General features: G+C 61.2%; 14 protein-coding genes. 12 read left to right on the top strand and 2 right to left on the bottom strand.

The features are described from left to right. Nucleotides 1-29: 29 nt before the first annotated feature. The gene (locus tag HKK52_RS18320) at nt 30-2,249 is read right to left on the bottom strand and encodes a primosomal protein N' (protein WP_169371997.1); all 2,220 of its coding nucleotides are present in this window, start codon (nt 2,247-2,249) and stop codon (nt 30-32) included. Between the two features lie 170 nt (nt 2,250-2,419). Between HKK52_RS18320 and rpmE the strand changes: the two genes are divergently transcribed. From rpmE to HKK52_RS18305, 3 genes are all read left to right on the top strand, one after another. After that, nucleotides 2,420-2,647 carry a 50S ribosomal protein L31 gene (gene rpmE / locus HKK52_RS18315; RefSeq protein ID WP_169371996.1) on the top strand — a complete coding sequence of 76 codons (228 nt, stop codon included), beginning with the start codon at nt 2,420-2,422 and terminating at the stop codon, nt 2,645-2,647. Nucleotides 2,648-2,661: 14 nt separating this feature from the next. Further along, the gene (locus HKK52_RS18310) at nt 2,662-3,465 is read left to right on the top strand and encodes a thermonuclease family protein (RefSeq protein ID WP_169371995.1); all 804 of its coding nucleotides are present in this window, start codon (nt 2,662-2,664) and stop codon (nt 3,463-3,465) included. A gap of 180 nt (nt 3,466-3,645) precedes the next feature. Next, complete coding sequence (locus tag HKK52_RS18305; protein ID WP_054054610.1) at nt 3,646-4,914, top strand: malic enzyme-like NAD(P)-binding protein; 1,269 nt, start codon at nt 3,646-3,648, stop codon at nt 4,912-4,914. 224 nt (nt 4,915-5,138) lie between these two features. Here HKK52_RS18305 and HKK52_RS18300 read toward each other — a convergent pair whose 3' ends face one another. Beyond that, a complete protein-coding gene (locus HKK52_RS18300) occupies nt 5,139-7,580 on the bottom strand; it encodes a penicillin-binding protein 1A (protein ID WP_429528431.1) in 2,442 nt (813 codons plus the stop codon). A gap of 218 nt (nt 7,581-7,798) precedes the next feature. Here HKK52_RS18300 and HKK52_RS18295 point away from each other — a divergent pair, with 218 nt between their 5' ends. From HKK52_RS18295 to gltB, 9 genes are all read left to right on the top strand, one after another. After that, a complete protein-coding gene (locus HKK52_RS18295; protein ID WP_169371993.1) occupies nt 7,799-8,863 on the top strand; it encodes a pilus assembly protein PilM in 1,065 nt (354 codons plus the stop codon). Continuing rightward, the gene (locus HKK52_RS18290; protein WP_169371992.1) at nt 8,863-9,429 is read left to right on the top strand and encodes a PilN domain-containing protein; all 567 of its coding nucleotides are present in this window, start codon (nt 8,863-8,865) and stop codon (nt 9,427-9,429) included. Before HKK52_RS18295 ends, HKK52_RS18290 begins: the two co-directional genes overlap by 1 nt. Then, nucleotides 9,426-10,049 carry a type 4a pilus biogenesis protein PilO gene (pilO, locus tag HKK52_RS18285; RefSeq protein WP_169371991.1) on the top strand — a complete coding sequence of 208 codons (624 nt, stop codon included), beginning with the start codon at nt 9,426-9,428 and terminating at the stop codon, nt 10,047-10,049. Before HKK52_RS18290 ends, pilO begins: the two co-directional genes overlap by 4 nt. Next, nucleotides 10,046-10,573: a pilus assembly protein PilP gene (locus HKK52_RS18280; protein WP_169371990.1), complete on the top strand. Its 528-nt coding sequence runs from the start codon at nt 10,046-10,048 to the stop codon at nt 10,571-10,573. The genes pilO and HKK52_RS18280 overlap by 4 nt, the downstream gene beginning before the upstream one ends. Nucleotides 10,574-10,586: 13 nt before the next feature. Then, the gene (pilQ, locus tag HKK52_RS18275) at nt 10,587-12,677 is read left to right on the top strand and encodes a type IV pilus secretin PilQ (RefSeq protein WP_169371989.1); all 2,091 of its coding nucleotides are present in this window, start codon (nt 10,587-10,589) and stop codon (nt 12,675-12,677) included. A 4-nt stretch (nt 12,678-12,681) separates the two neighbouring features. Further along, nucleotides 12,682-13,200, top strand: coding sequence for a shikimate kinase AroK (gene aroK / locus HKK52_RS18270; protein WP_169371988.1), 519 nt, complete (start codon nt 12,682-12,684; stop codon nt 13,198-13,200). Nucleotides 13,201-13,351: 151 nt separating this feature from the next. Then, nucleotides 13,352-14,452 (top strand): 3-dehydroquinate synthase, encoded by a 1,101-nt coding sequence (gene aroB / locus HKK52_RS18265; protein WP_169371987.1) that lies wholly within the window; start codon nt 13,352-13,354, stop codon nt 14,450-14,452. 10 nt (nt 14,453-14,462) lie between these two features. Beyond that, nucleotides 14,463-16,046 (top strand): SPOR domain-containing protein, encoded by a 1,584-nt coding sequence (locus tag HKK52_RS18260; RefSeq protein ID WP_169371986.1) that lies wholly within the window; start codon nt 14,463-14,465, stop codon nt 16,044-16,046. Between the two features lie 350 nt (nt 16,047-16,396). Beyond that, entirely contained in the window at nt 16,397-20,842 is a 4,446-nt protein-coding gene (gltB, locus tag HKK52_RS18255; protein WP_169371985.1) for a glutamate synthase large subunit, read from the top strand.

The raw sequence follows: 20,842 nt of genomic DNA, 5'->3' as shown, positions 1-20,842 counted from the left end.
GAGGCTTGCCCGCGAAGGCAATCTTCCAATCAATACAAGTCGACGGGATCAACATCCAGCGACCAACGCACCGCCCGCCCACTCGGCATCTGCTCCAACGCCAACAACCAGCTACTGAGCAGCCGATGCAACGGCGCCCGCGCCGTAGCCTGCAACAACAACTGCGCCCGATAACGCCCGGCCCGACGCTCCATCGGTGCCGGTACCGGTCCGAGCAATTCGATCCCGCTCAGATTCTGCTCCGCCAGCAAGCGTTCCGCCTCGCTGCACGCCTCATCGAGAAAGCCTTCGGCCTGCCCCGGTTTGTGCGCTTCGGCCCGCAGCAGTGCCAGGTGCGCAAACGGCGGCAGGCCGGCGGCGCGGCGTTCGCTCAAGGCCTGTTCGGCAAAGGCGAAGTAACCCTGTTCGGTCAGTTGCACCAGCAGCGGATGGTCGGCCAGGTGCGTCTGGATGATCACTCTGCCCGGCTCTTCGGCCCGGCCCGCACGGCCGGCGACCTGGACGATCAGCTGCGCCATGCGCTCGCTGGCGCGGAAGTCGCCGGAGAATAGCCCGCCGTCGGCATCGAGAATCGACACCAGCGTCACCCGTGGAAAATGGTGCCCTTTGGCAAGCATCTGTGTACCGACCAGAATGCACGGCTGGCCTTTCTGAATCGTTGCAAACAGCTGATTCATCGCATCCTTGCGCGAGGTGCTGTCGCGATCGACCCGCAGCACCGGCACGTCCGGGAACAGAATCGCCAGGCGCTCTTCGGCGCGCTCAGTGCCCGCGCCGACGGGCCGCAAATCGACCTTGCCGCATTTCGGGCAATGCCGGGGCACGCGTTCGACGTAGCCGCAATGGTGGCAGCGCAGTTCGCCGGAGCGTTGGTGCACGGTCATCCGTGCATCGCAGCGCTGACACTCGGACATCCAGCCGCAGTCGTGGCAAAGCAAAGTCGGGGCGAAGCCGCGGCGATTGAGAAAAACCAATACTTGCTGGCCGGCGGCCAGGGTCTGACCGATGGCTTGCTGCATCGGCCCGGAAATGCCGCTGTCCAGCGGACGACTTTTCACATCCAGGCGTAGGAAGCGTGGCTGCTTGGCGCCGCCAGCGCGCTCGTTCAAGCGTAGGAGACCGTAACGGCCGGTGTAGGCGTTATGCAGGCTTTCCAGCGAAGGCGTGGCGGAGCCGAGGACAATCGGGATGTTTTCCTGCCGCGCCCGGACCAGAGCCAGGTCGCGAGCGTGGTAGCGCAGGCCTTCCTGCTGTTTATAGGAGCCATCGTGCTCTTCATCGATGATGATCAGGCCGGGGTTTTTCATCGGCGTGAACAGCGCCGAACGGGTGCCGATAATAATGTCGGCATCGCCGTCCCGGGCGGCGAGCCAGGCTTCCAGGCGTTCGCGATCATTGACCGCCGAGTGGATCAGCGCGATGCGCGCATTGAAGCGCTGCTCGAAGCGCGCCAGGGTCTGCGGCCCGAGGTTGATCTCCGGGATCAGCACCAGCGCTTGCTTGCCGGCTTCGAGGGTTTCGCGGATCAACTGCAAATAGACTTCGGTCTTGCCACTGCCGGTGACGCCGGCCAGCAGGAACGCGTGATAGCTGTCGAACCCGGCGCGGATCGCCTCGTAGGCTGCGCGCTGTTCCGGGTTGAGCGGCAGTTCCGGTTGCGCCAGCCAGCGTTCGTGGCGGGCGTCGGGGGCGTGCTTGCGGATTTCGACTTGCACCAGGTCTTTGGCCAGCAACAGGTCGAGGCTGTCCTTGCTCAGCATCAATTTGCTCAGCAACTGATGAGCGACGCCGTGGGGGTGCTGGGCCAGCGTGGCCAGGGCTTCACGCTGACGCGGAGCGCGAGCGATGCGCGGATCATCCAGGCTGGCGCCGGGGGCGGCGGACCAGAAGCGCTCCTGGCGGGCTTCGGCCAGTTCGCCCTGGCGCAGCAGCACCGGCAGCGCCCAGCTCAAGGTATCGCCGAGGCTGTGCTGGTAATACTGGGACGTCCACAGGCACAGCTTGAACAGCGCCGGTGGCAGCGGCGGTGTGGCATCGAGCAGGGCGATGGCCGGTTTGAGCTTTTCCACCGGCACTTCGCTGGTGTCGGTGACCTCGACCAGAATGCCGATCATCTCCCGCCGGCCGAACGGTACCCGCAGGCGCATACCCGGCTGCAACTGGGCGCGCAGGACCCCGGCCGGGGCACGGTAATCGAACAGGCGGCGCAGGGGCGAGGGCAGGGCGAGGCGCAAAATGGCGTCGGGCACGCGAAGGTTTTCTCGATGATGGGGCGGTGAAGAAGGCAGGGAGCCTAGCAGACGGTCGGTAGAAGGGACAGCTTGCGTGATGAGGAATGTCTGGTAGAATCCGCGGCCTAATTACGTGCGGTATTCAACAATAGTGTTGAGTGGCGGCACGCTAGCCTGAGGAATACACCATGAAAGCCGATATCCATCCAGCGTACGAAGTCATTGCAGTAACTTGCAGCTGCGGCAACAAGTTCGAAACTCGTTCGAACCTGTGCAAGCCACTGGGTACTGACGTATGCAACGAGTGCCACCCGTTCTACACCGGTAAGCAGAAGACTCTGGATACTGGCGGCCGTGTACAGCGCTTCGCAGACCGTTTCGGTGCCTTCGGCAAGAAACCTGCAGCAGCAGAGTAAGGTTCAAGAGCCCTATGGGCTTTTCCTTGCTAATGAAAAAGGCGTCCCTCGTGGGCGCCTTTTTTGTGTCTGCGATTTGGCTTTCCGGCGCCCAGGCCTTTTGCCCGGCGCCGAGCGGTTTGACGCCTGTCGCCGTGCAACGGGTGGTGGACGGCGACACCCTGCGCCTGAGCGACGGCCGCAGCGTGCGCATGATCGGCTTGAACACTCCGGAACTGGGCAAGCAAGGTCGCAGCGACGAACCCTTCGCCGTGGCCGCGCGCAAACGCCTCGAAGCGTTGGTGGCCGCCAGCAATGGCCGGGTCGGTTTGCTGCCCGGTAAAGAGGGCAAGGATCGCTACGGTCGCGTGTTGGCCCATGTCTACAGCGTCAAAGGCGCCAACCTCGAAGCGCAGATGCTCGCCGAGGGCCTCGGTTTCCAGGTGGCGGTGGCGCCGAATGTCGATTTGGTGAGCTGCCAACAAGCAGCGGAGCGAACGGCCCGACAGGCTGGCCTCGGGCTGTGGCGGCAATCGCCTGTACTGAAAGCGCAGCAGATCCGTGCGTCCGGCTTCGCGGTGCTCAGCGGTCGTGTGAGCAAGGTGCAGCGCAATCGCGGCGGGGTTTGGATCGAGTTGCAGGATTCGGTTGTATTGCGCGTTGCACCCAATGTGCTGGGGCGATTCGATGTTGCCGCGCTTGAGCGGCTGAAGGGCAAGCAGATCGAGGCCCGCGGCTGGGTGCTGGACCGCTCGCGCCGTGGCGGACTCGATGAGGGCCAGGCGCGCTGGTTGCTGCCGCTGACTGATCCTTCGATGCTGCAAACGACCTCTCGATAAAAAGTTGTAGACATTTTTTATCTGGATTGTGAACAGTCAATCCCTTGTGTTCCGTGGCTCTTGGCCCAAAGTCGCAGGGCCGGGCGCTTGACAGGGGTGACCGGTCAGTCTTGTAGGGACTTTGCGACACGCGTATCCTCGGCGGTCCGTCTGTCCAACAGTAAAAAGCGGAATGCCCACATGTCTGATTTGAAAACTGCCGCTCTCGAATATCACGCCCATCCTCGTCCAGGGAAGCTGAGTGTCGAGCTCACCAAGGCCACCGCTACCGCCCGCGACCTGTCGCTGGCCTACAGCCCCGGCGTAGCCGAACCAGTACGCGAAATCGCCCGCGATCCTGAACTGGCCTACAAATACACCGGCAAAGGCAACCTGGTTGCAGTCATTTCCGATGGCACCGCGATTCTCGGTCTGGGTAACCTCGGCCCATTGGCTTCCAAACCCGTGATGGAAGGTAAAGGCGTGTTGTTCAAGCGCTTCGCCGGCATCGACGTGTTCGACATCGAAGTCGACTCCGAAAGCCCGCAAGCCTTCATCGACACCGTCAAGCGTATCTCCATCACCTTCGGTGGCATCAACCTGGAAGACATCAAGGCGCCTGAGTGCTTTGAGATCGAACGTGCCCTGATCGAGCAGTGCGACATTCCGGTATTCCACGATGACCAGCACGGCACCGCGATCGTTACCGCGGCCGGCATGATCAACGCCCTGGAAATCGCTGGCAAAACCCTTGCTGACGCCAAGATCGTCTGCCTGGGCGCTGGTGCAGCCGCCATCTCCTGCATGAAGTTGCTGGTAAGCATGGGCGCCAACATCGAAAACATCTTCATGGTTGACCGTACCGGCGTGATCCACTCCGGCCGTGACGACCTGAACCAGTACAAGGCTGTGTTCGCTCACGCGACTGAAAAACGCACCCTGGCTGACGCCCTGACCGGTGCAGACGTGTTCGTTGGCCTGTCCGGCCCGAACCTGCTGAGCGCCGAAGGCCTGAAGTCCATGGCGGCCAACCCGATCGTGTTCGCGTGCTCCAACCCGGATCCGGAAATCGCCCCGGAACTGGCTCACGCCACCCGCGACGACGTGATCATGGCCACCGGCCGTTCGGACTACCCGAACCAGGTCAACAACGTACTGGGCTTCCCGTTCATCTTCCGCGGTGCCCTGGACGTTCGCGCCAAGCGCATCAACGAAGAAATGAAAGTGGCCGCGGCAAACGCCCTGCGTGAGCTGGCCAAACTGCCGGTGCCCCAGGAAGTGTGCGACGCCTACGGCGGCATCAAGCTGGAATTCGGTCGTGAGTACATCATCCCGAAACCAATGGATGCCCGCCTGATCACCGTGATCTCCGATGCCGTGGCCAAAGCCGCCATCGAGACCGGCGTAGCGACCCTGCCGTATCCGAAGAACTACCCGCTGAAAAGCGTGGATGACGTGTTCAACGGCTAAGTCGTTGTAGTGCCTCAACCAAAAGCCCCGGCTCATGAGTCGGGGCTTTTTTATGCCTGCCGGCTGATCGTTCCCACGCTCTGCGTGGGAATGCAGCCCGGGACGCTCCGCGTCCCTGCTCGTAGCCGAACGCGGAGCGTCCGTAGAGGCATTCCCACGCAGAGCGTGGGAACGATCAGCCCCGCACTTCTCTCGAAGGCGGGGCTTTTTGTTGCGTCACCGGATCAGAACAAATCGATCGGTGCCGCTTCGTCCGCTGGCAGCGGGCTGCCCGGGGCGGTGCCGTTGCCCAGTTCGTTTGCCGACGGTGGCGTGTCTTCGGCCTTGAACAGCTCGAAGTAGGCCCCAGGTGTGCTTGGCGAGGCCGCACGGCCGCTGACCGGGTCGACCCGCAGACTGAGGATGCCTTCCGGCTCCGCTTGCGTGTGCGGCGGCTTGTCCTTGAGCGCGGCGGCCATGTAGTTCATCCAGATCGGCAGCGCGACGGTGCCGCCGAACTCTCTGCGGCCAAGGCTCTCGGGTTGGTCGAAACCGGTCCAGACCGTGGTCACGTAATCGGCGTTGTAACCGGAGAACCAGGCGTCCTTGGATTCGTTGGTCGTACCGGTCTTGCCTGCGATGTCGGAGCGGCCCAAGGCCAGTGCGCGACGGCCGGTGCCGCGCTTGATCACGTCTTCCAGCATGCTGTTGAGAATGAACGTGGTGCGGCCATCGACGATACGTTCAGCCAGGGCCGGGGTTTGCGGCACCGCCCCGGGAGCGGTCGTGGCCTCGCCTGGGGGCGGGTTGACCGTGAACGACTGGGAGACCGGTGCGGCAATGCCACTGGTCGCCGCATCGCCCTGAGGCACGCTCGGCGGATTGGCGACGAACAGCGTGTCGCCGTTGCGGCTGTCGATCTTGTCGATAATGTACGGCGTGATCTTGTAGCCGCCGTTGGCGAATGTGCTCCAGCCGGTGGCGATTTCCATCGGCGTGAGGGTCGCGGTGCCGAGGGCCAGGGACAGGTTGCGCGGCAGGTCCTGCTTGTTGAAGCCGAACTTGCTGATGTAGTCGATGGTGCGATCAACGCCCAAGGCCTGCAGCAGACGGATCGACACCAGGTTACGCGACTTGTACAGGCCTTCGCGCAAGCGGATCGGGCCGAGGAACGTGTTGGTGTCGTTCTTCGGACGCCAAACCTTGTCCAGGTACTCGTCGACAAACACGATCGGCGCGTCGTTCACCAGGGTGGCGGCGGTATAGCCGTTATCCAGGGCGGCGCTGTAGACGAACGGCTTGAAGCTCGAGCCCGGCTGACGCTTGGCCTGCAAGGCACGGTTGTAATTGCTCTGCTCGAAAGCGAAACCGCCAACCAGCGAGCGAATGGCGCCGTTCTGTGGATCCAGGGAAACCAAGGCACCTTGCGCCTGCGGGATCTGGCTGAACTTCAGCGAGTTGTCCGGCTGGCGCTGCACACGAACCAGGTCACCGACCTGGGCCACGTCCGCCGGCTGCTTCGGATTGGCGCCCATGCTGTTGGTGTTGAGGAAGGGGCGTGCCCATTTCATGGTGTCCCAGCTGACGTGTTCGTCACCGGTGCGGGTCATCACTTGCAGGCCGTTCTTGTCGACCTGGGTGACGATGGCCGGCTCAAGGCTGCTGATGGTGCGCTGCTTGGTCAGCTCGGTGGCCCAGGCTTCACGGGTCTTGCCCGGCAGGCGCGACTCGGGACCGCGATAGCCGTGACGCTGGTCGTAGGTCATCAAGCCTTCGTGGAGCGCGGTATTGGCCATTTCCTGCAGATTGCTTGGCACCGTGGTGGTGACGCGGAAACCTTCGGTATAGGCGTCGCTGCCATAGCGGCCGACCATTTCGGCACGGGCCATTTCCGCGATGTACGGTGCATTCACTTCCGGGGTCGGCACGTGATAGCTGGCGTTCAGTGGTTCGTTGATCGCGGTGGTGTAGTCGGCTTCGGTGATTTTTCCGAGCTTGTACATGCGCCCAAGAATCCAGTCGCGACGCTCTTTACTGCGGGCCGGGTTGGCCAGCGGATTGAAGCGCGAGGGGGCTTTTGGCAGGCCGGCGATCATCGCCATCTGCGCCAGGCTGACGTCACGAATCGATTTGCCGTAGTAGACCTGCGCGGCGGCTTCGATGCCGTAGGCGCGGTTACCCAGGTAGATCTTGTTGACGTACAGCTCAAGGATTTCGTCCTTGGTCAGCTGTCGCTCGATCTGCAGGGCCAGGAGGATTTCGGTGGTTTTGCGCGAGAAGCTGCGTTCGCTGGTCAGGAAGAAGTTCTTCGCGACCTGCATGGTGATGGTGCTGCCGCCGGATTGAATGTGGCCGCTTTTGACCAGTTGGGTCGCGGCACGCATCAGGCTGCCCGGGTCGACGCCATAGTGGTTGGCGAAGTTATCGTCTTCAGCACTTAGTAACGCATTAATGAAATTGGGGGGAATGTCGGCGAAACGGATCGGAGTGCGGCGCATTTCGCCGAATTCTGCAATCAACTTGTTATCGCTGCTGTATACCCGTAGAGGAATCTGCAACTGAATGCTTCTCAGCGCCTCCACGGACGGCAAACCCGGACTAAGGTAAAGATAGGCGCCACTGAGACCTAAAAGCAGTCCGCAGAAAACGGCGACGATGGACCAACCGAAAAATTTCAGCAGACGAATCAAGGCGTTTGGACATCCAGGGTAAAGAATGAATTTGGCGTCAGGGTCCCGGCTACACAGAGAACGACCCGCGCTGGCAGTAAAAGCGGAAAAAATCGCTGGGCATTATAAGCATTTTTCCGCCGTGGGCGTCATTTGCGCTTCTGTCAAGCCGCAGGGATTGAACGCAATGCACATTACAGAGTCCGTAACTCACGGATAGTCATAGGGAATTGGTAGTGCTAGGACTCTTCAATAAAAAGACCAGAACGCTTCTGGGGATCGACATCAGCTCCACGTCGGTGAAGCTTCTGGAACTGAGCCGCCAGGGCGACCGCTATCGGGTCGAGGCCTATGCGGTCGAACCGCTGCCAGCCAGTGCCGTCATCGAAAAAAACATCGCCGAGCTCGAAGGCGTGGGCCAGGCCCTGTCTCGCGTGCTGCTCAAGGCCCGGACCGGGATCCGCAATGTCGCCGTGGCCGTGGCCGGTTCGGCGGTGATCACCAAGACCATCGAGATGGACGCCGGGCTGTCCGACGACGAGATGGAGAACCAGCTCAAGATCGAGGCCGATCAGTACATTCCCTACCCGTTGGACGAAGTCGCCATCGACTTCGAAGTCCAGAACGTATCGGCGCGCAACCCCGAACGGGTCAATGTTTTGCTTGCCGCCTGTCGAAAAGAAAACGTCGAGGTTCGCGAGGCTGCCCTGGCTCTGGCCGGGTTGACCGCCAAGGTGGTGGACGTCGAGGCCTACGCCCTTGAACGTTCCTTTGGTCTGCTGGCGACCCAGCTCGCCTCCAACCAAGAGCGCCCGACCGTCGCGGTGGTGGACATCGGCGCGACCATGACCACCCTGAGCGTGCTGCACAACGGCCGGATCATCTACACCCGCGAACAATTGTTTGGTGGTCGCCAGCTCACCGAAGAGATTCAGCGCCGCTACGGGCTGACCATTGAACAGGCCGGGCTCGCCAAGAAGCAGGGCGGCTTGCCGGACGATTACGTCAGCGAGGTGCTGCAACCGTTCCGCGAGGCCCTGGTGCAACAGGTCTCTCGTTCATTGCAGTTTTTCTTTGCGTCCGGCCAGTACAATGCGGTCGACCATATTCTGCTGGCCGGCGGCACCGCCTCGGTGCCCGGGCTCGATCGGCTGATCGAGCAGCGGCTGGGCACTCCGACGCAGGTCGCCAACCCGTTCGCCGACATGTCGCTGAGCAGCAAGGTCAATGCCGGCGCCCTGGCCAGCGATGCACCGGCCTTGATGATTGCCTGTGGTCTGGCGCTCAGGAGTTTCGACTGATGGCGCGGATCAACCTTTTACCCTGGCGTGAAGAACTGCGCGAAGAACGCCGAAAGCGCTTTCTGCTGACGTTAGTGGGCGTGCTGGTCGTTTCGGTGGGCCTGGTGGTGATTGCCGACCAGGTCTTCAGCAGCGCCATCAGCCAGCAGGTGGCGCGCAACGACTACCTCGGCAAACAGATTGCCATCGTCGATGAACGGATCAAGCAAATCAGTGACCTCAAGGCCCGTCGCCAGCAACTGGTGGAGCGCATGCGCATCATCCAGGATCTGCAAGGCAACCGGCAGATCAGCGGGCGAATCTTCGAGCAGTTGGCGCGCACCCTGCCGGACGGCGTGTATTTCACTGAAGTGAAAATGGCGGGCAAGAGCCTGGCCATCACCGGCGCGGCAGAGTCGAACAACAAGGTCTCGGAGCTGATGCGCAATCTGGATGCCTCGGACTGGTTCGACGCGCCAAGCCTGACCGAGGTCAAGGCGACGACCGCCGGTCAGTTGGATCAGGCCAACGTCTTTCAGTTGACCGTGCGTCAGACCCGGCCAGTTGTCGTGGAGGGTGCCAAATGACGCCATCCGAATGGTTCGAAGGGCTGCGCAAGATCGACATCAACGATCTGGACACCAACAACATCGGCTCCTGGCCGCCGGCAATCAAGGCGGCGGCGGGCATACTGCTAATGGTCCTGGTGTTGGCGCTGGGCTACAACTTTTTCATCAGCGACCAGCAAAACGAGCTCAATCTCAAGCGCACGGAAGAGTTGACGCTCAAGGAACAATTCGCCAGCAAGGCCCGCCTGGCGGCCAACCTGGAGCTCTACACCCAGCAGATGAAGGAGATGGAGAATTCCTTTGGCGTGCTGTTGCGCCAACTGCCCAGCGATACCGAAGTCCCCGGCCTGCTGGAGGACATCACCCGCACCGGCCTGGGTAGCGGCCTGGAGTTCGAAGAGATCAAGTTGCTGCCGGAAGTCACCCAGCAGTTCTACATCGAATTGCCGATCCAGATCACCGTCACCGGCGCCTATCACGACCTGGCGACGTTTGTCAGTGGCGTGGCCGGCCTGCCGCGTATCGTCACCCTGCATGACTTTGACCTGGCGCCGGCCAACCCTGACGGCGGGACGAAGCTGCGCATGAGCATCCTCGCCAAGACCTACCGCTACAACGACAAGGGGCTGCAAAAATGACCCCGTTTCGTTGTCTATCGATGGGGCTGTTGCTGGCAGGCCTGGCCGGTTGCGGCGGCGACAATGGCTTCGGCGACCTGGACGCTTACCTGAACGAAGTGCGCCTGCGTCCGCCGGGCAAGATTGAACCAACGCCGACATTCCGGTCTTACCCCACATTCACTTACAGCGCGGCGAACCTGCGCAGCCCGTTTTCCCGACAGGTCAGGGTTGACCTGACGGCTCAGAAGCACGGTTCACGCAACGTCAAGCCCGACCCCAGTCGGGTCAAGCAATACCTCGAAGGTTTCAACATCGAGCAGTTTGAAATGGTCGGCACGATCTCCAATGCCTCCGGCTCCTTTGCGCTGCTGCGCGGGGCGGGCGGTGTGCACCGGTTGAAAGTCGGCGATTACCTGGGGCGTAACGATGGGCGGATCGTCGCCATCAGCGGCTCGCAAGTCGATGTGGTCGAAATCGTTCCCGACGGCGAAGGTGCCTGGCTGGAACGACCACGGACCATCCCTTTGAAAGAGCACTCATAGTGGAACTCGAACAATGAACAGGATTTTCTCAACCTTCGGTATTTCGCTATGGATAGCGCTGCTGTCGCCGATGGTACTAGCGGCCAACCTCAATGCGCTGGATGTCGCAGCGCTGCCGGGTGACCGCGTCGAGTTGAAGTTGACCTTCGACGGGCCGCCACCGCCGCCCCACGGCTACACCACGGAGCAACCGGCGCGCATTGCGCTGGATCTGCCGGGTGTGGTCAGCAAACTGGCCAACAGGAATCGTGACCTGGGTGGCGGCAACGCCCGCAGTGCCACGGTGGTGGAGGCCAAGGACCGGACGCGACTGATCATCAACCTGACCCAGCTGGCGCCCTACAGCTCCAGGGTTGAAGGCAACAATCTGTTCGTAGTCGTTGGGCAGGGCGCTAAAGGCACGGCGCCCAAACCCGTCGCCAGTGCTCCGCGCACCGCCACGGCCACGCCAGCCCCGGCGAAAGCCTACGCGCCGGCGGGCAAGGCCATCCGGGGCGTGGACTTTCAGCGCGGCACCCAGGGTGAAGGCAATGTGGTGATCGACTTGTCGGATCCGTCCATCGCGCCGGACATTCAGGAACGGGACGGCAAGATCATCCTCGGTTTCGCCAGGACCCAATTGCCCGAGCCGTTGCGCGTGCGTCTCGACGTCAAGGATTTCGCTACCCCGGTGCAATTCGTCAACGCCAGTGCCACCGGCGACCGTGCCGTGATCAGTGTTGAACCCAGCGGTGCCTTCGAATATTCGACCTACCAGACCGACAACAAGCTGACCGTTAGCATCCGTGCGGTCACCGCCGACGACTTGCAGAAGCGCAACGCCGAACGCTTTGCCTACACCGGTGAAAAACTCTCGCTGAATTTCCAGGACATCGATGTGCGCTCGGTGCTGCAACTGATCGCCGACTTCACCAACCTCAATCTGGTGGCCAGCGATACGGTGCAGGGCGGCATTACCTTGCGCCTGCAGAACGTGCCGTGGGATCAGGCGCTGGACCTGGTGCTGAAAACCAAAGGCCTGGACAAACGCAAGATCGGCAACGTGTTGCTGGTCGCGCCGGCCGATGAAATTGCCGCGCGGGAGCGTCAGGAACTGGAGTCGCAGAAGCAGATCGCCGAGCTGGCGCCGCTGCGTCGGGAGCTGTTGCAGGTCAACTACGCCAAGGCTGCGGATATCGCCAAGCTGTTTACCTCGGTGACCAGCGCCGAGGCGAAAATCGATGAGCGCGGTTCGATCACCGTCGATGAACGGACCAATAACATCATTGCGTACCAGACCCAGGATCGCCTCGACGAGCTTCGGCGCATCGTCGCGCAGCTGGATATCCCGGTGCGCCAGGTAATGATCGAAGCGCGGATCGTCGAAGCCAATGTCGATTATGACAAAAGTCTCGGCGTGCGCTGGGGTGGGTCGATCCAGAACAAGGGCAACTGGAACACGTCGGGCGTCAGCAATAATGGGGCTAATGCTTCATCGACCATCGGTACGCCTGGCAGCACCAGCACCAACTCACCGTTCGTCGACTTGGGTACTGCGGCCAATACCTCGGGGCTCGGTATCGCTTTCATCACCGACAACGTACTGCTCGACCTCGAGCTGACGGCCATGGAGAAGACCGGTAACGGCGAAATCGTCTCGCAGCCCAAGGTGGTCACGTCCGACAAGGAAACCGCGAAAATCCTCAAGGGCACGGAAATTCCCTATCAGATGGCCAGCTCTAGCGGTGCGACATCAGTCGAATTCAAGGAGGCCTCGCTGTCCCTCGAAGTGACACCGCAGATAACCCCGGACAACCGAATCATCATGGAGGTCAAGGTCACCAAGGATGAGCCGGACTATCTGAACAAGCTCAACGATGTCCCGCCGATCAAGAAAAACGAAGTCAACGCCAAGGTGCTGGTCAACGACGGCGAGACCATCGTCATCGGCGGGGTTTTCTCAAATACTCAGAGCAAGGTTGTAGATAAGGTGCCATTTCTCGGCGATGTGCCGTATCTTGGCCGCCTTTTCCGGCGTGACGTGGTTTCGGAGAAAAAATCCGAGCTGCTGGTGTTTCTCACTCCGCGTATCATGAATAACCAGGCGATTGCTGTGAGTCGTTGATTCTGTGCGAAATTTGATTCTTGTTGGACCGATGGGTGCTGGCAAAAGCACCATCGGCCGTTTGCTGGCCAAAGAGCTGCGCCTGCCATTCAAAGATTCCGACAAGGAAATTGAATTGCGCACGGGCGCCAATATCCCGTGGATCTTCGATAAGGAAGGCGAGCCCGGCTTTCGTGATCGCGAGCAAGCGATGATCGAAGAGCTGTGCGCTTGCGACGGCGTCGTACTGGCGACCGGCGGCGGTGCCGTGATGCGCGAAGCCAATCGTCGGGCCTTGTATGCCGGGGGGCGCGTGGTCTATCTGCACGCATCGGTCGAGCAGCAAGTTGGCCGCACCTCCCGCGATCGCAATCGTCCGCTGTTGCGCACCGCCGATCCGGCCAAGACCCTGCGCGATCTGTTGGCGATCCGCGATCCGCTTTATCGGGAAATCGCCGATCTGGTGGTGGAAACCGATGAGCGGCCGCCGCGAATGGTCGTGCTCGACATCCTTGAACGCTTGCAGCAGCTTCCTCCCCGTTAAAGCGCGGCGCGAAATGCGCTATCCTCGGCGTCCTGTCATGGCCGCTCAAGGTTGTGGCGGATGGCTATCAAACGGCGTCACACCAGCAGACACCGCGCACATTCGTTAACTCAAGGCAGGACGCCTGATTCCATCTTCACTGTGGGGACACATGCAGACACTCAAGGTCGATCTAGGCGAGCGCAGCTACCCGATTCATATTGGCGAAGGTTTGTTGGATCAGCCCGAATTGCTGGCCCCGCACGTTCGCGGACGGCAAGTGGCAATCATCTCCAACGAGACCGTAGCGCCGCTCTATCTCGAACGTCTGACCAAAAGCCTCGCCCAGTTTTCAGTGGTCTCGGTGGTGTTGCCCGACGGCGAAGCCTTCAAGACCTGGGAAACCCTGCAACTGATTTTCGACGGTCTACTGACCGCCCGGCACGACCGCCGCACCACGGTGATCGCCCTCGGTGGCGGCGTGATCGGTGACATGGCCGGTTTTGCCGCCGCCTGCTACCAGCGTGGCGTGGACTTCATCCAGGTGCCGACCACGCTGCTGTCGCAAGTCGACTCGTCGGTGGGTGGCAAGACCGGGATCAACCATCCGCTGGGCAAGAACATGGTCGGCGCCTTCTATCAGCCCAATGTGGTGCTGATCGACACTGCGACGCTCAATACTTTGCCAGCTCGCGAACTGTCTGCTGGCCTGGCCGAAGTCATCAAGTACGGGCTGATCTGCGACGAGCCGTTCCTCACCTGGCTCGAAGAAAACGTCGATCGCCTGCGCGCCCTGGATCAGGTCGCCCTGACGTACGCTATCAAGCGCTCCTGCGAGGCCAAGGCTGAAGTGGTGGGTGCCGACGAAAAAGAAACCGGCGTGCGCGCCACGTTGAACCTGGGCCACACCTTCGGCCACGCCATCGAAACCCACATGGGCTATGGTGTGTGGCTACATGGTGAGGCGGTCGCTGCTGGCACCGTAATGGCGCTGGAAATGTCCGCGCGCCTGGGCTGGATCAGCGAACAAGAGCGAGATCGCGGTATTCGTCTGTTCCAGCGTGCCGGCCTGCCGGTCATCCCGCCGGAAGAGATGACCGAAGCCGATTTTCTCGAACACATGGCAATTGACAAGAAAGTGATCGACGGTCGTTTGCGCCTGGTGCTGCTGCGCCACATGGGCGAAGCGGTGGTGACCGACGATTATCCGAAAGAGGTTCTACAGGCCACGCTGGGAGCGGATTACCGCGCCCTGGCTCAGCTTAAAGGTTAATAAGATCCCGATGACTAGTTTGCATGCCGACGAGGCTTTCCTCGGCCATTTCCAGTTAAGTCATGACCCTTTTGCTCCACGGGTGCCTGGCTTCAAATTTTTCCCGGCCCAGCGCAAACCGGTGCTGGGGCAACTGCATCACCTGGCGCGCTACAGCCAGTTGCTGCTGGTGGTCACCGGCCCGCAAGGCAGCGGCAAAACCCTGTTGCGCCAGGCCCTGGTGGCCAGCACCAACAAGCAGTCCGTGCAAAGCGTGGTGGTTTCCGCCCGTGGTGCCGGCGATGCCGCGGGTGTGCTGCGTCAGGTCACCCAGGCACTGAACGTGGCCCAGGCCGAGATCAACGCGATCCTGGCCCAGGTGGTGCAACTGGCCCTCACCGGGCAGGAAGTCTACTTGCTGGTGGATGATGCCGAGCAGCTCGACGAATCCGCGCTGGAAGCCTTGATGGCGCTGGCGGCCGGCGCACCGGAAGGGCGCCCGCACGTGTTCCTGTTCGGCGAATCGTCGCTGATTGCGCAACTGGAGGCCTTGAGCCTCGAGGAAGAGCGCTTCCACGTCATTGAATTGCAGCCTTACACCGAAGAAGAAACCCGCGAATACCTGGATCAGCGTCTCGAAGGCGCCGGTCGGGGTATCGAACTTTTCACCGCGGATCAGATCTCTGATATTCACGAAAGCTCCGACGGTTGGCCTGGCAACATCAACCAGGTCGCCCGCGATGCGATGATCGAAGCCATGATTGCCAGCCGCACAGCGGTTAAGCGTCCAAGTATGGGGTTCAACATGCCGAAGAAACACGTATTGGCGATTTCCGCCGTAGTCGTGGTCGCGGTAGCCGCCGCCTGGTTGATGCCGGGCCGCAGCAAGACACCGACCACCGGCGCACCGGCCAACGAACAGGCGCAACTGCCGTTGGGCACGCCGCAACCGAATGCTGCTGGCGGGGCTCCGTCCGTGGAGTTCGCCGGTAATACGCAACCGATGCCGTTGCCGCTGGTCGGCCAGCAGCAACCGGTCATGCGCAGCCCGCTGGCCGAAGCGGCCGGTGGTATCACTGAAGGCGACGACGGCGTGCCGGTCGAAGGCTCCAGCGCTACACCGCCGACCGTGACCACCATCGCACCGCCGACCGGCATCCAGCCTGGCCCTGCGCCAACGCCTACCGCTAAACCGGCGCCGGCACCGACTCAGGTCGCTACCGCCAAGCCAGCGCCTGCGCCAGTGGCCAAACCGGCTCCAGCGCCAGCCAAGCCAGTCGTCGCCGCCAAACCGGCCGAGAAGCCGGTTACCGTGGCCAAGGCCGCCGGTGGCGCCTGGTATGCCGGGCAGCCGACGAGCAACTACGTGGTGCAGATCCTCGGCACCAGCTCCGAGGCCGCTGCGCAAACCTTCGTCAAGGAGCAGGGCGGCGAGTACCGTTACTTCAAGAAAGTGCTGAACGGCAAACCGCTTTTCGTCATCACCTACGGCAGCTTCGCCAACCGCGATGCAGCCGTTTCCGCTATCAAGGCCTTGCCAGCGAAGGTTCAGGCTGGTAAACCTTGGCCTCGCACCGTCGCCAGTGTCCAACAGGAACTGGCTACAGCTCGCTGATGATTCGGCGGCCTTACCCAGGCCGCCTCTCCCGGCACCTCAAAATTTTCCACATGCGCATGCCGCCCTAGAGGCCGCGTGCGTTGTGGTGTCTGCGTCATAGTGGTCTTTGAGTCGTTGCGGTCAAAATTAAAAAAGTTTTGACTAGCACAGCATATCGCTTTAAACCTTTCACAAATGCGACATAGATTTGCGACATTTCGTCGTCAAATTTGTGAGCCTAAGTGTCGGTGTGTACAATGACCTCCCTTTTGCCCCCGCAAAGCTGACGTACGTTCGGCGTGGATGGCAAGTGGTTGAATTGAAAAGAAATTTGCTTCGAAAAGAGGCAGCCTGGTGAGAAAGTGTCTATGAAAGCAGGTCTGTACCAACCAGATGAATTCAAGGATAACTGCGGTTTCGGCCTGATAGCCCATATGCAGGGCGAGCCCAGTCATACCCTTTTGCAAACGGCCATTGAGGCCCTGACCTGCATGACCCACCGCGGTGGGATCAACGCCGACGGCAAGACCGGTGACGGTTGCGGCTTGCTGATTCAAAAGCCGGATGTGTTCCTGCGAGCCATTGCCCAGGAAACCTTCGGCGTCGAATTGCCCAAGCAATATGCCGTGGGCATGGTCTTCTTCAACCAGGACCCGGTCAAAGCCGAAGCCGCTCGCGAGAACATGAACCGCGAGATCCTCGCGGCCGGCCTGACTCTCGTCGGCTGGCGCAAAGTGCCGATCGACACCAGCGTCCTCGGCCGTCTAGCCCTTGAGCGCCTGCCGCAGATCGAGCAGGTGTACATCGGCGGTGAAGGCCTGAGCGATCAGGACATGGCGATCAAGCTGTTCACCTCCCGTCGTCGCTCGTCCGTGGCTAACGCCGGTGACGCTGATCACTACATCTGCAGCTTTTCGCACAAGACCATCATTTATAAAGGCCTGATGATGCCGGCGGATTTGACCGCCTTCTATCCAGACCTCAGCGACCAGCGCCTGCAAACCTCGATTTGCGTGTTCCACCAGCGCTTCTCGACCAACACCCTGCCGAAATGGCCGTTGGCGCAGCCGTTCCGTTTCCTCGCCCACAACGGCGAGATCAACACCATCACCGGTAACCGCAACTGGGCCGTGGCCCGTCGCACCAAGTTCACCAACGATTTGATGGACCTGGAAGAACTCGGCCCGCTGGTCAACCGTGTCGGTTCCGACTCCTCGAGCATGGACAACATGCTGGAGCTGATGGTCACCGGTGGCATCGACCTGTTCCGTGGCGTGCGGATGATCATTCCGCCAGCGTGGCAGAACGTCGAAACCATGGACCCGGACCTGCGTGCATTCTACGAATACAACTCGATGCACATGGAACCGTGGGACGGCCCGGCCGGCGTAGTAATGACCGACGGTCGTTACGCGGTGTGCCTGCTCGACCGTAACGGTCTGCGTCCGGCGCGTTGGGTCACCACCAAGAACGGCTTCATCACCCTGGCCTCGGAAATCGGTGTCTGGAACTACCAGCCTGAAGACGTGATCGCCAAGGGCCGCGTGGGCCCGGGCCAGATCTTTGCCGTGGACACCGAAACCGGTCAGATCCTCGACACCGATGCGATCGACAACCGCTTGAAGTCCCGTCATCCGTACAAGCAATGGCTGCGCAAGAATGCCCTGCGCATCCAGGCGACCATGGAAGACAACGACCACGGTTCGGCTTTCTACGACGTCGACCAGCTCAAGCAGTACATGAAGATGTACCAGGTCACTTTCGAAGAACGTGATCAGGTGCTGCGTCCGCTCGGCGAGCAAGGCTACGAAGCCGTTGGCTCGATGGGCGACGATACGCCGATGGCCGTGCTGTCCCAGCGCGTGCGCACGCCGTACGACTATTTCCGCCAGCAGTTTGCGCAGGTTACTAACCCGCCGATCGATCCGCTGCGTGAAGCTATCGTCATGTCGCTGGAGATCTGCCTCGGTGCCGAGCGCAACATCTTCCAGGAGTCGCCGGAACACGCCTCGCGCGTGATCCTCAGTTCGCCGGTCATTTCCCCGGCCAAGTGGCGCTCGCTGATGAACCTCGATCGTCCGGGCTTCGAGCGCGCGATCATCGATCTGAACTACGACGAAAGCGTCGGCCTCGAAGCGGCGATCCGCAACGTTGCCGATCAGGCTGAAGAAGCTGTGCGCTCCGGTCGTACCCAGGTTGTGTTGAGTGACCGGCACATTGCCCCGGGCAAGTTGCCGATCCACGCTTCACTCGCCACCGGCGCGGTGCACCATCGCCTGACCGAAAAAGGCCTGCGTTGCGATTCCAACATCCTCGTGGAAACCGCCACCGCCCGCGACCCGCATCACTTCGCGGTGTTGATCGGTTTTGGCGCCTCGGCGGTTTATCCGTTCCTGGCCTACGAAGTGTTGGGCGACCTGATCCGTACCGGTGAAGTACTGGGCGACCTCTACGAGGTGTTCAAGAACTACCGCAAAGGCATCACCAAAGGTCTGCTGAAGATCCTGTCGAAGATGGGCATCTCGACCATTACGTCGTACCGCGGTGCGCAGTTGTTCGAAGCCATCGGCCTGTCCGAAGAAGTCTGCGAATTGAGTTTCCGTGGCGTGCCAAGCCGTATCAAAGGCGCGCGTTTCGTCGACATCGAAGCCGAGCAGAAAGCCTTGGCCGCCGAAGCCTGGAGCCCGCGCAAGCCGATCCAGCAGGGCGGTCTGCTGAAGTTCGTCCACGGTGGTGAATATCACGCCTACAACCCTGATGTGGTCAGCACCCTGCAAGCCGCTGTGCAGCAGGGCGACTACAGCAAGTTCAAGGAATACACGGCGCTGGTGGACAACCGTCCGGTGTCGATGATCCGCGACCTGTTCAAGGTCAAGACCCTGGACACGGCGCTGGACATCAGCGAGATCGAACCGCTGGAATCGGTGCTCAAGCGCTTCGACTCCGCGGGCATCTCCCTTGGCGCCTTGTCGCCGGAAGCTCACGAAGCCCTCGCCGAAGCGATGAACCGCCTCGGTGCGCGTTCCAACTCCGGCGAAGGCGGCGAAGACCCGGCGCGCTACGGCACAATCAAGAGCTCGAAAATCAAGCAGGTCGCCACTGGTCGTTTCGGTGTAACCCCGGAATACCTGGTCAACGCTGAAGTGCTGCAGATCAAGGTCGCTCAGGGCGCCAAGCCCGGCGAAGGTGGTCAGCTGCCAGGGGGCAAGGTCAACGGTCTGATCGCCAAGCTGCGTTATGCAGTACCGGGCGTGACCCTGATTTCGCCGCCGCCGCACCATGACATCTATTCGATCGAAGACTTGTCGCAGCTGATTTTCGACCTGAAACAAGTCAACCCGAAGGCTTTGGTCTCGGTGAAGCTGGTTGCAGAAGCGGGCGTCGGCACCATCGCTGCCGGTGTGGCCAAGGCCTACGCGGACTTGATCACCATCTCCGGCTACGACGGCGGCACGGGCGCATCGCCGCTGACCTCGATCAAATACGCGGGCGCACCGTGGGAACTCGGCCTGGCCGAAACCCACCAGACCCTGCGTGGCAACGACTTGCGCGGCAAAGTCCGGGTACAAACCGACGGCGGCCTGAAAACCGGCCTCGACGTAATCAAGGCTGCGATCCTCGGCGCTGAAAGCTTCGGCTTCGGCACCGCGCCCATGATCGCCCTAGGCTGCAAATACCTGCGCATCTGCCACCTGAACAACTGCGCCACCGGCGTGGCGACGCAGAACGAGAAGCTGCGCAAGGATCACTACATCGGCACCGTCGACATGGTGGTGAATTTCTTCACCTACGTCGCCGAAGAAACCCGTGAATGGCTGGCCAAGCTCGGCGTGCGCTCCCTCGAAGAGCTGATCGGTCGTACCGATCTGCTGGAAATCCTCGAAGGCCAGACCGCCAAGCAGCAACACCTCGATCTGACGCCGTTGCTGGGCAGCGATCACATTCCGGTAGATAAGCCTCAGTTCTGCCAGGTGGATCGCAACCCGCCGTTCGACAAGGGCCTGCTGGCCGAGAAAATGGTCGACATGGCCACTTCCGCGATCAACGACAAGAGCGGCGCGGATTTCGAGCTGAATATCTGCAACTGCGACCGTTCGATCGGCGCGCGGATCTCCGGTGAAATCGCCCGTAAGCACGGCAACCAAGGCATGGCGAACGCGCCGATCACCTTCCGCTTCAAAGGGACGGCCGGTCAGAGCTTCGGCGTGTGGAACGCCGGCGGCTTGAACATGTACCTGGAAGGCGACGCCAACGACTACGTCGGCAAAGGCATGACTGGCGGCAAGCTGGTTATCGTTCCGCCGAAGGGTAGCGTCTACAAGACCCAGGACAGCGCCATTATCGGCAACACCTGCCTGTACGGCGCCACCGGCGGCAAGCTGTTCGCCGCTGGCACCGCGGGCGAGCGTTTCGCCGTGCGTAACTCCGGTGCTCACACCGTGGTGGAAGGCACTGGCGATCACTGCTGCGAGTACATGACCGGTGGTTTCGTCTGCGTCCTGGGCAAGACCGGTTACAACTTCGGCTCAGGCATGACCGGCGGTTTCGCCTACGTGCTCGACCAGGACAACACCTTCGTCGACAAGGTCAACCATGAGTTGGTCGAGATCCAGCGGATCAGCGGCGAAGCGATGGAAGCCTATCGCAGCCACCTGCAACGCGTGCTGGACGAATACGTCGCGGAAACCGACAGCGAATGGGGTCGTAACCTCGCTGAAAACCTCGATGACTATCTGCGTCGTTTCTGGTTGGTCAAGCCTAAGGCTGCCAATTTGAAATCGTTGCTTTCCAGCACCCGTGCCAATCCGCAGTGA

The organism is Pseudomonas sp. ADAK2, assembly GCF_012935755.1.
Classification (GTDB): Bacteria; Pseudomonadota; Gammaproteobacteria; order Pseudomonadales; family Pseudomonadaceae; genus Aquipseudomonas.
This window is presented reverse-complemented; position numbering and strand designations above follow the sequence as displayed.

Bases quoted from the DNA above. Each gene is read 5' to 3' on its own strand.
- HKK52_RS18310 (WP_169371995.1), top strand. From the start codon at position 2,662: ATGGGCTTTTCCTTGCTAATGAAAAAGGCGTCCCTCGTGGGCGCCTTT.
- gltB (WP_169371985.1), top strand. From the start codon at position 16,397: ATGAAAGCAGGTCTGTACCAACCAGATGAATTCAAGGATAACTGCGGT.
- HKK52_RS18280 (WP_169371990.1), top strand. From the start codon at position 10,046: ATGACCCCGTTTCGTTGTCTATCGATGGGGCTGTTGCTGGCAGGCCTG.
- rpmE (WP_169371996.1), top strand. From the start codon at position 2,420: ATGAAAGCCGATATCCATCCAGCGTACGAAGTCATTGCAGTAACTTGC.
- HKK52_RS18290 (WP_169371992.1), top strand. From the start codon at position 8,863: ATGGCGCGGATCAACCTTTTACCCTGGCGTGAAGAACTGCGCGAAGAA.
- HKK52_RS18305 (WP_054054610.1), top strand. From the start codon at position 3,646: ATGTCTGATTTGAAAACTGCCGCTCTCGAATATCACGCCCATCCTCGT.
- aroB (WP_169371987.1), top strand. From the start codon at position 13,352: ATGCAGACACTCAAGGTCGATCTAGGCGAGCGCAGCTACCCGATTCAT.
- HKK52_RS18260 (WP_169371986.1), top strand. From the start codon at position 14,463: ATGACTAGTTTGCATGCCGACGAGGCTTTCCTCGGCCATTTCCAGTTA.
- pilO (WP_169371991.1), top strand. From the start codon at position 9,426: ATGACGCCATCCGAATGGTTCGAAGGGCTGCGCAAGATCGACATCAAC.
- pilQ (WP_169371989.1), top strand. From the start codon at position 10,587: ATGAACAGGATTTTCTCAACCTTCGGTATTTCGCTATGGATAGCGCTG.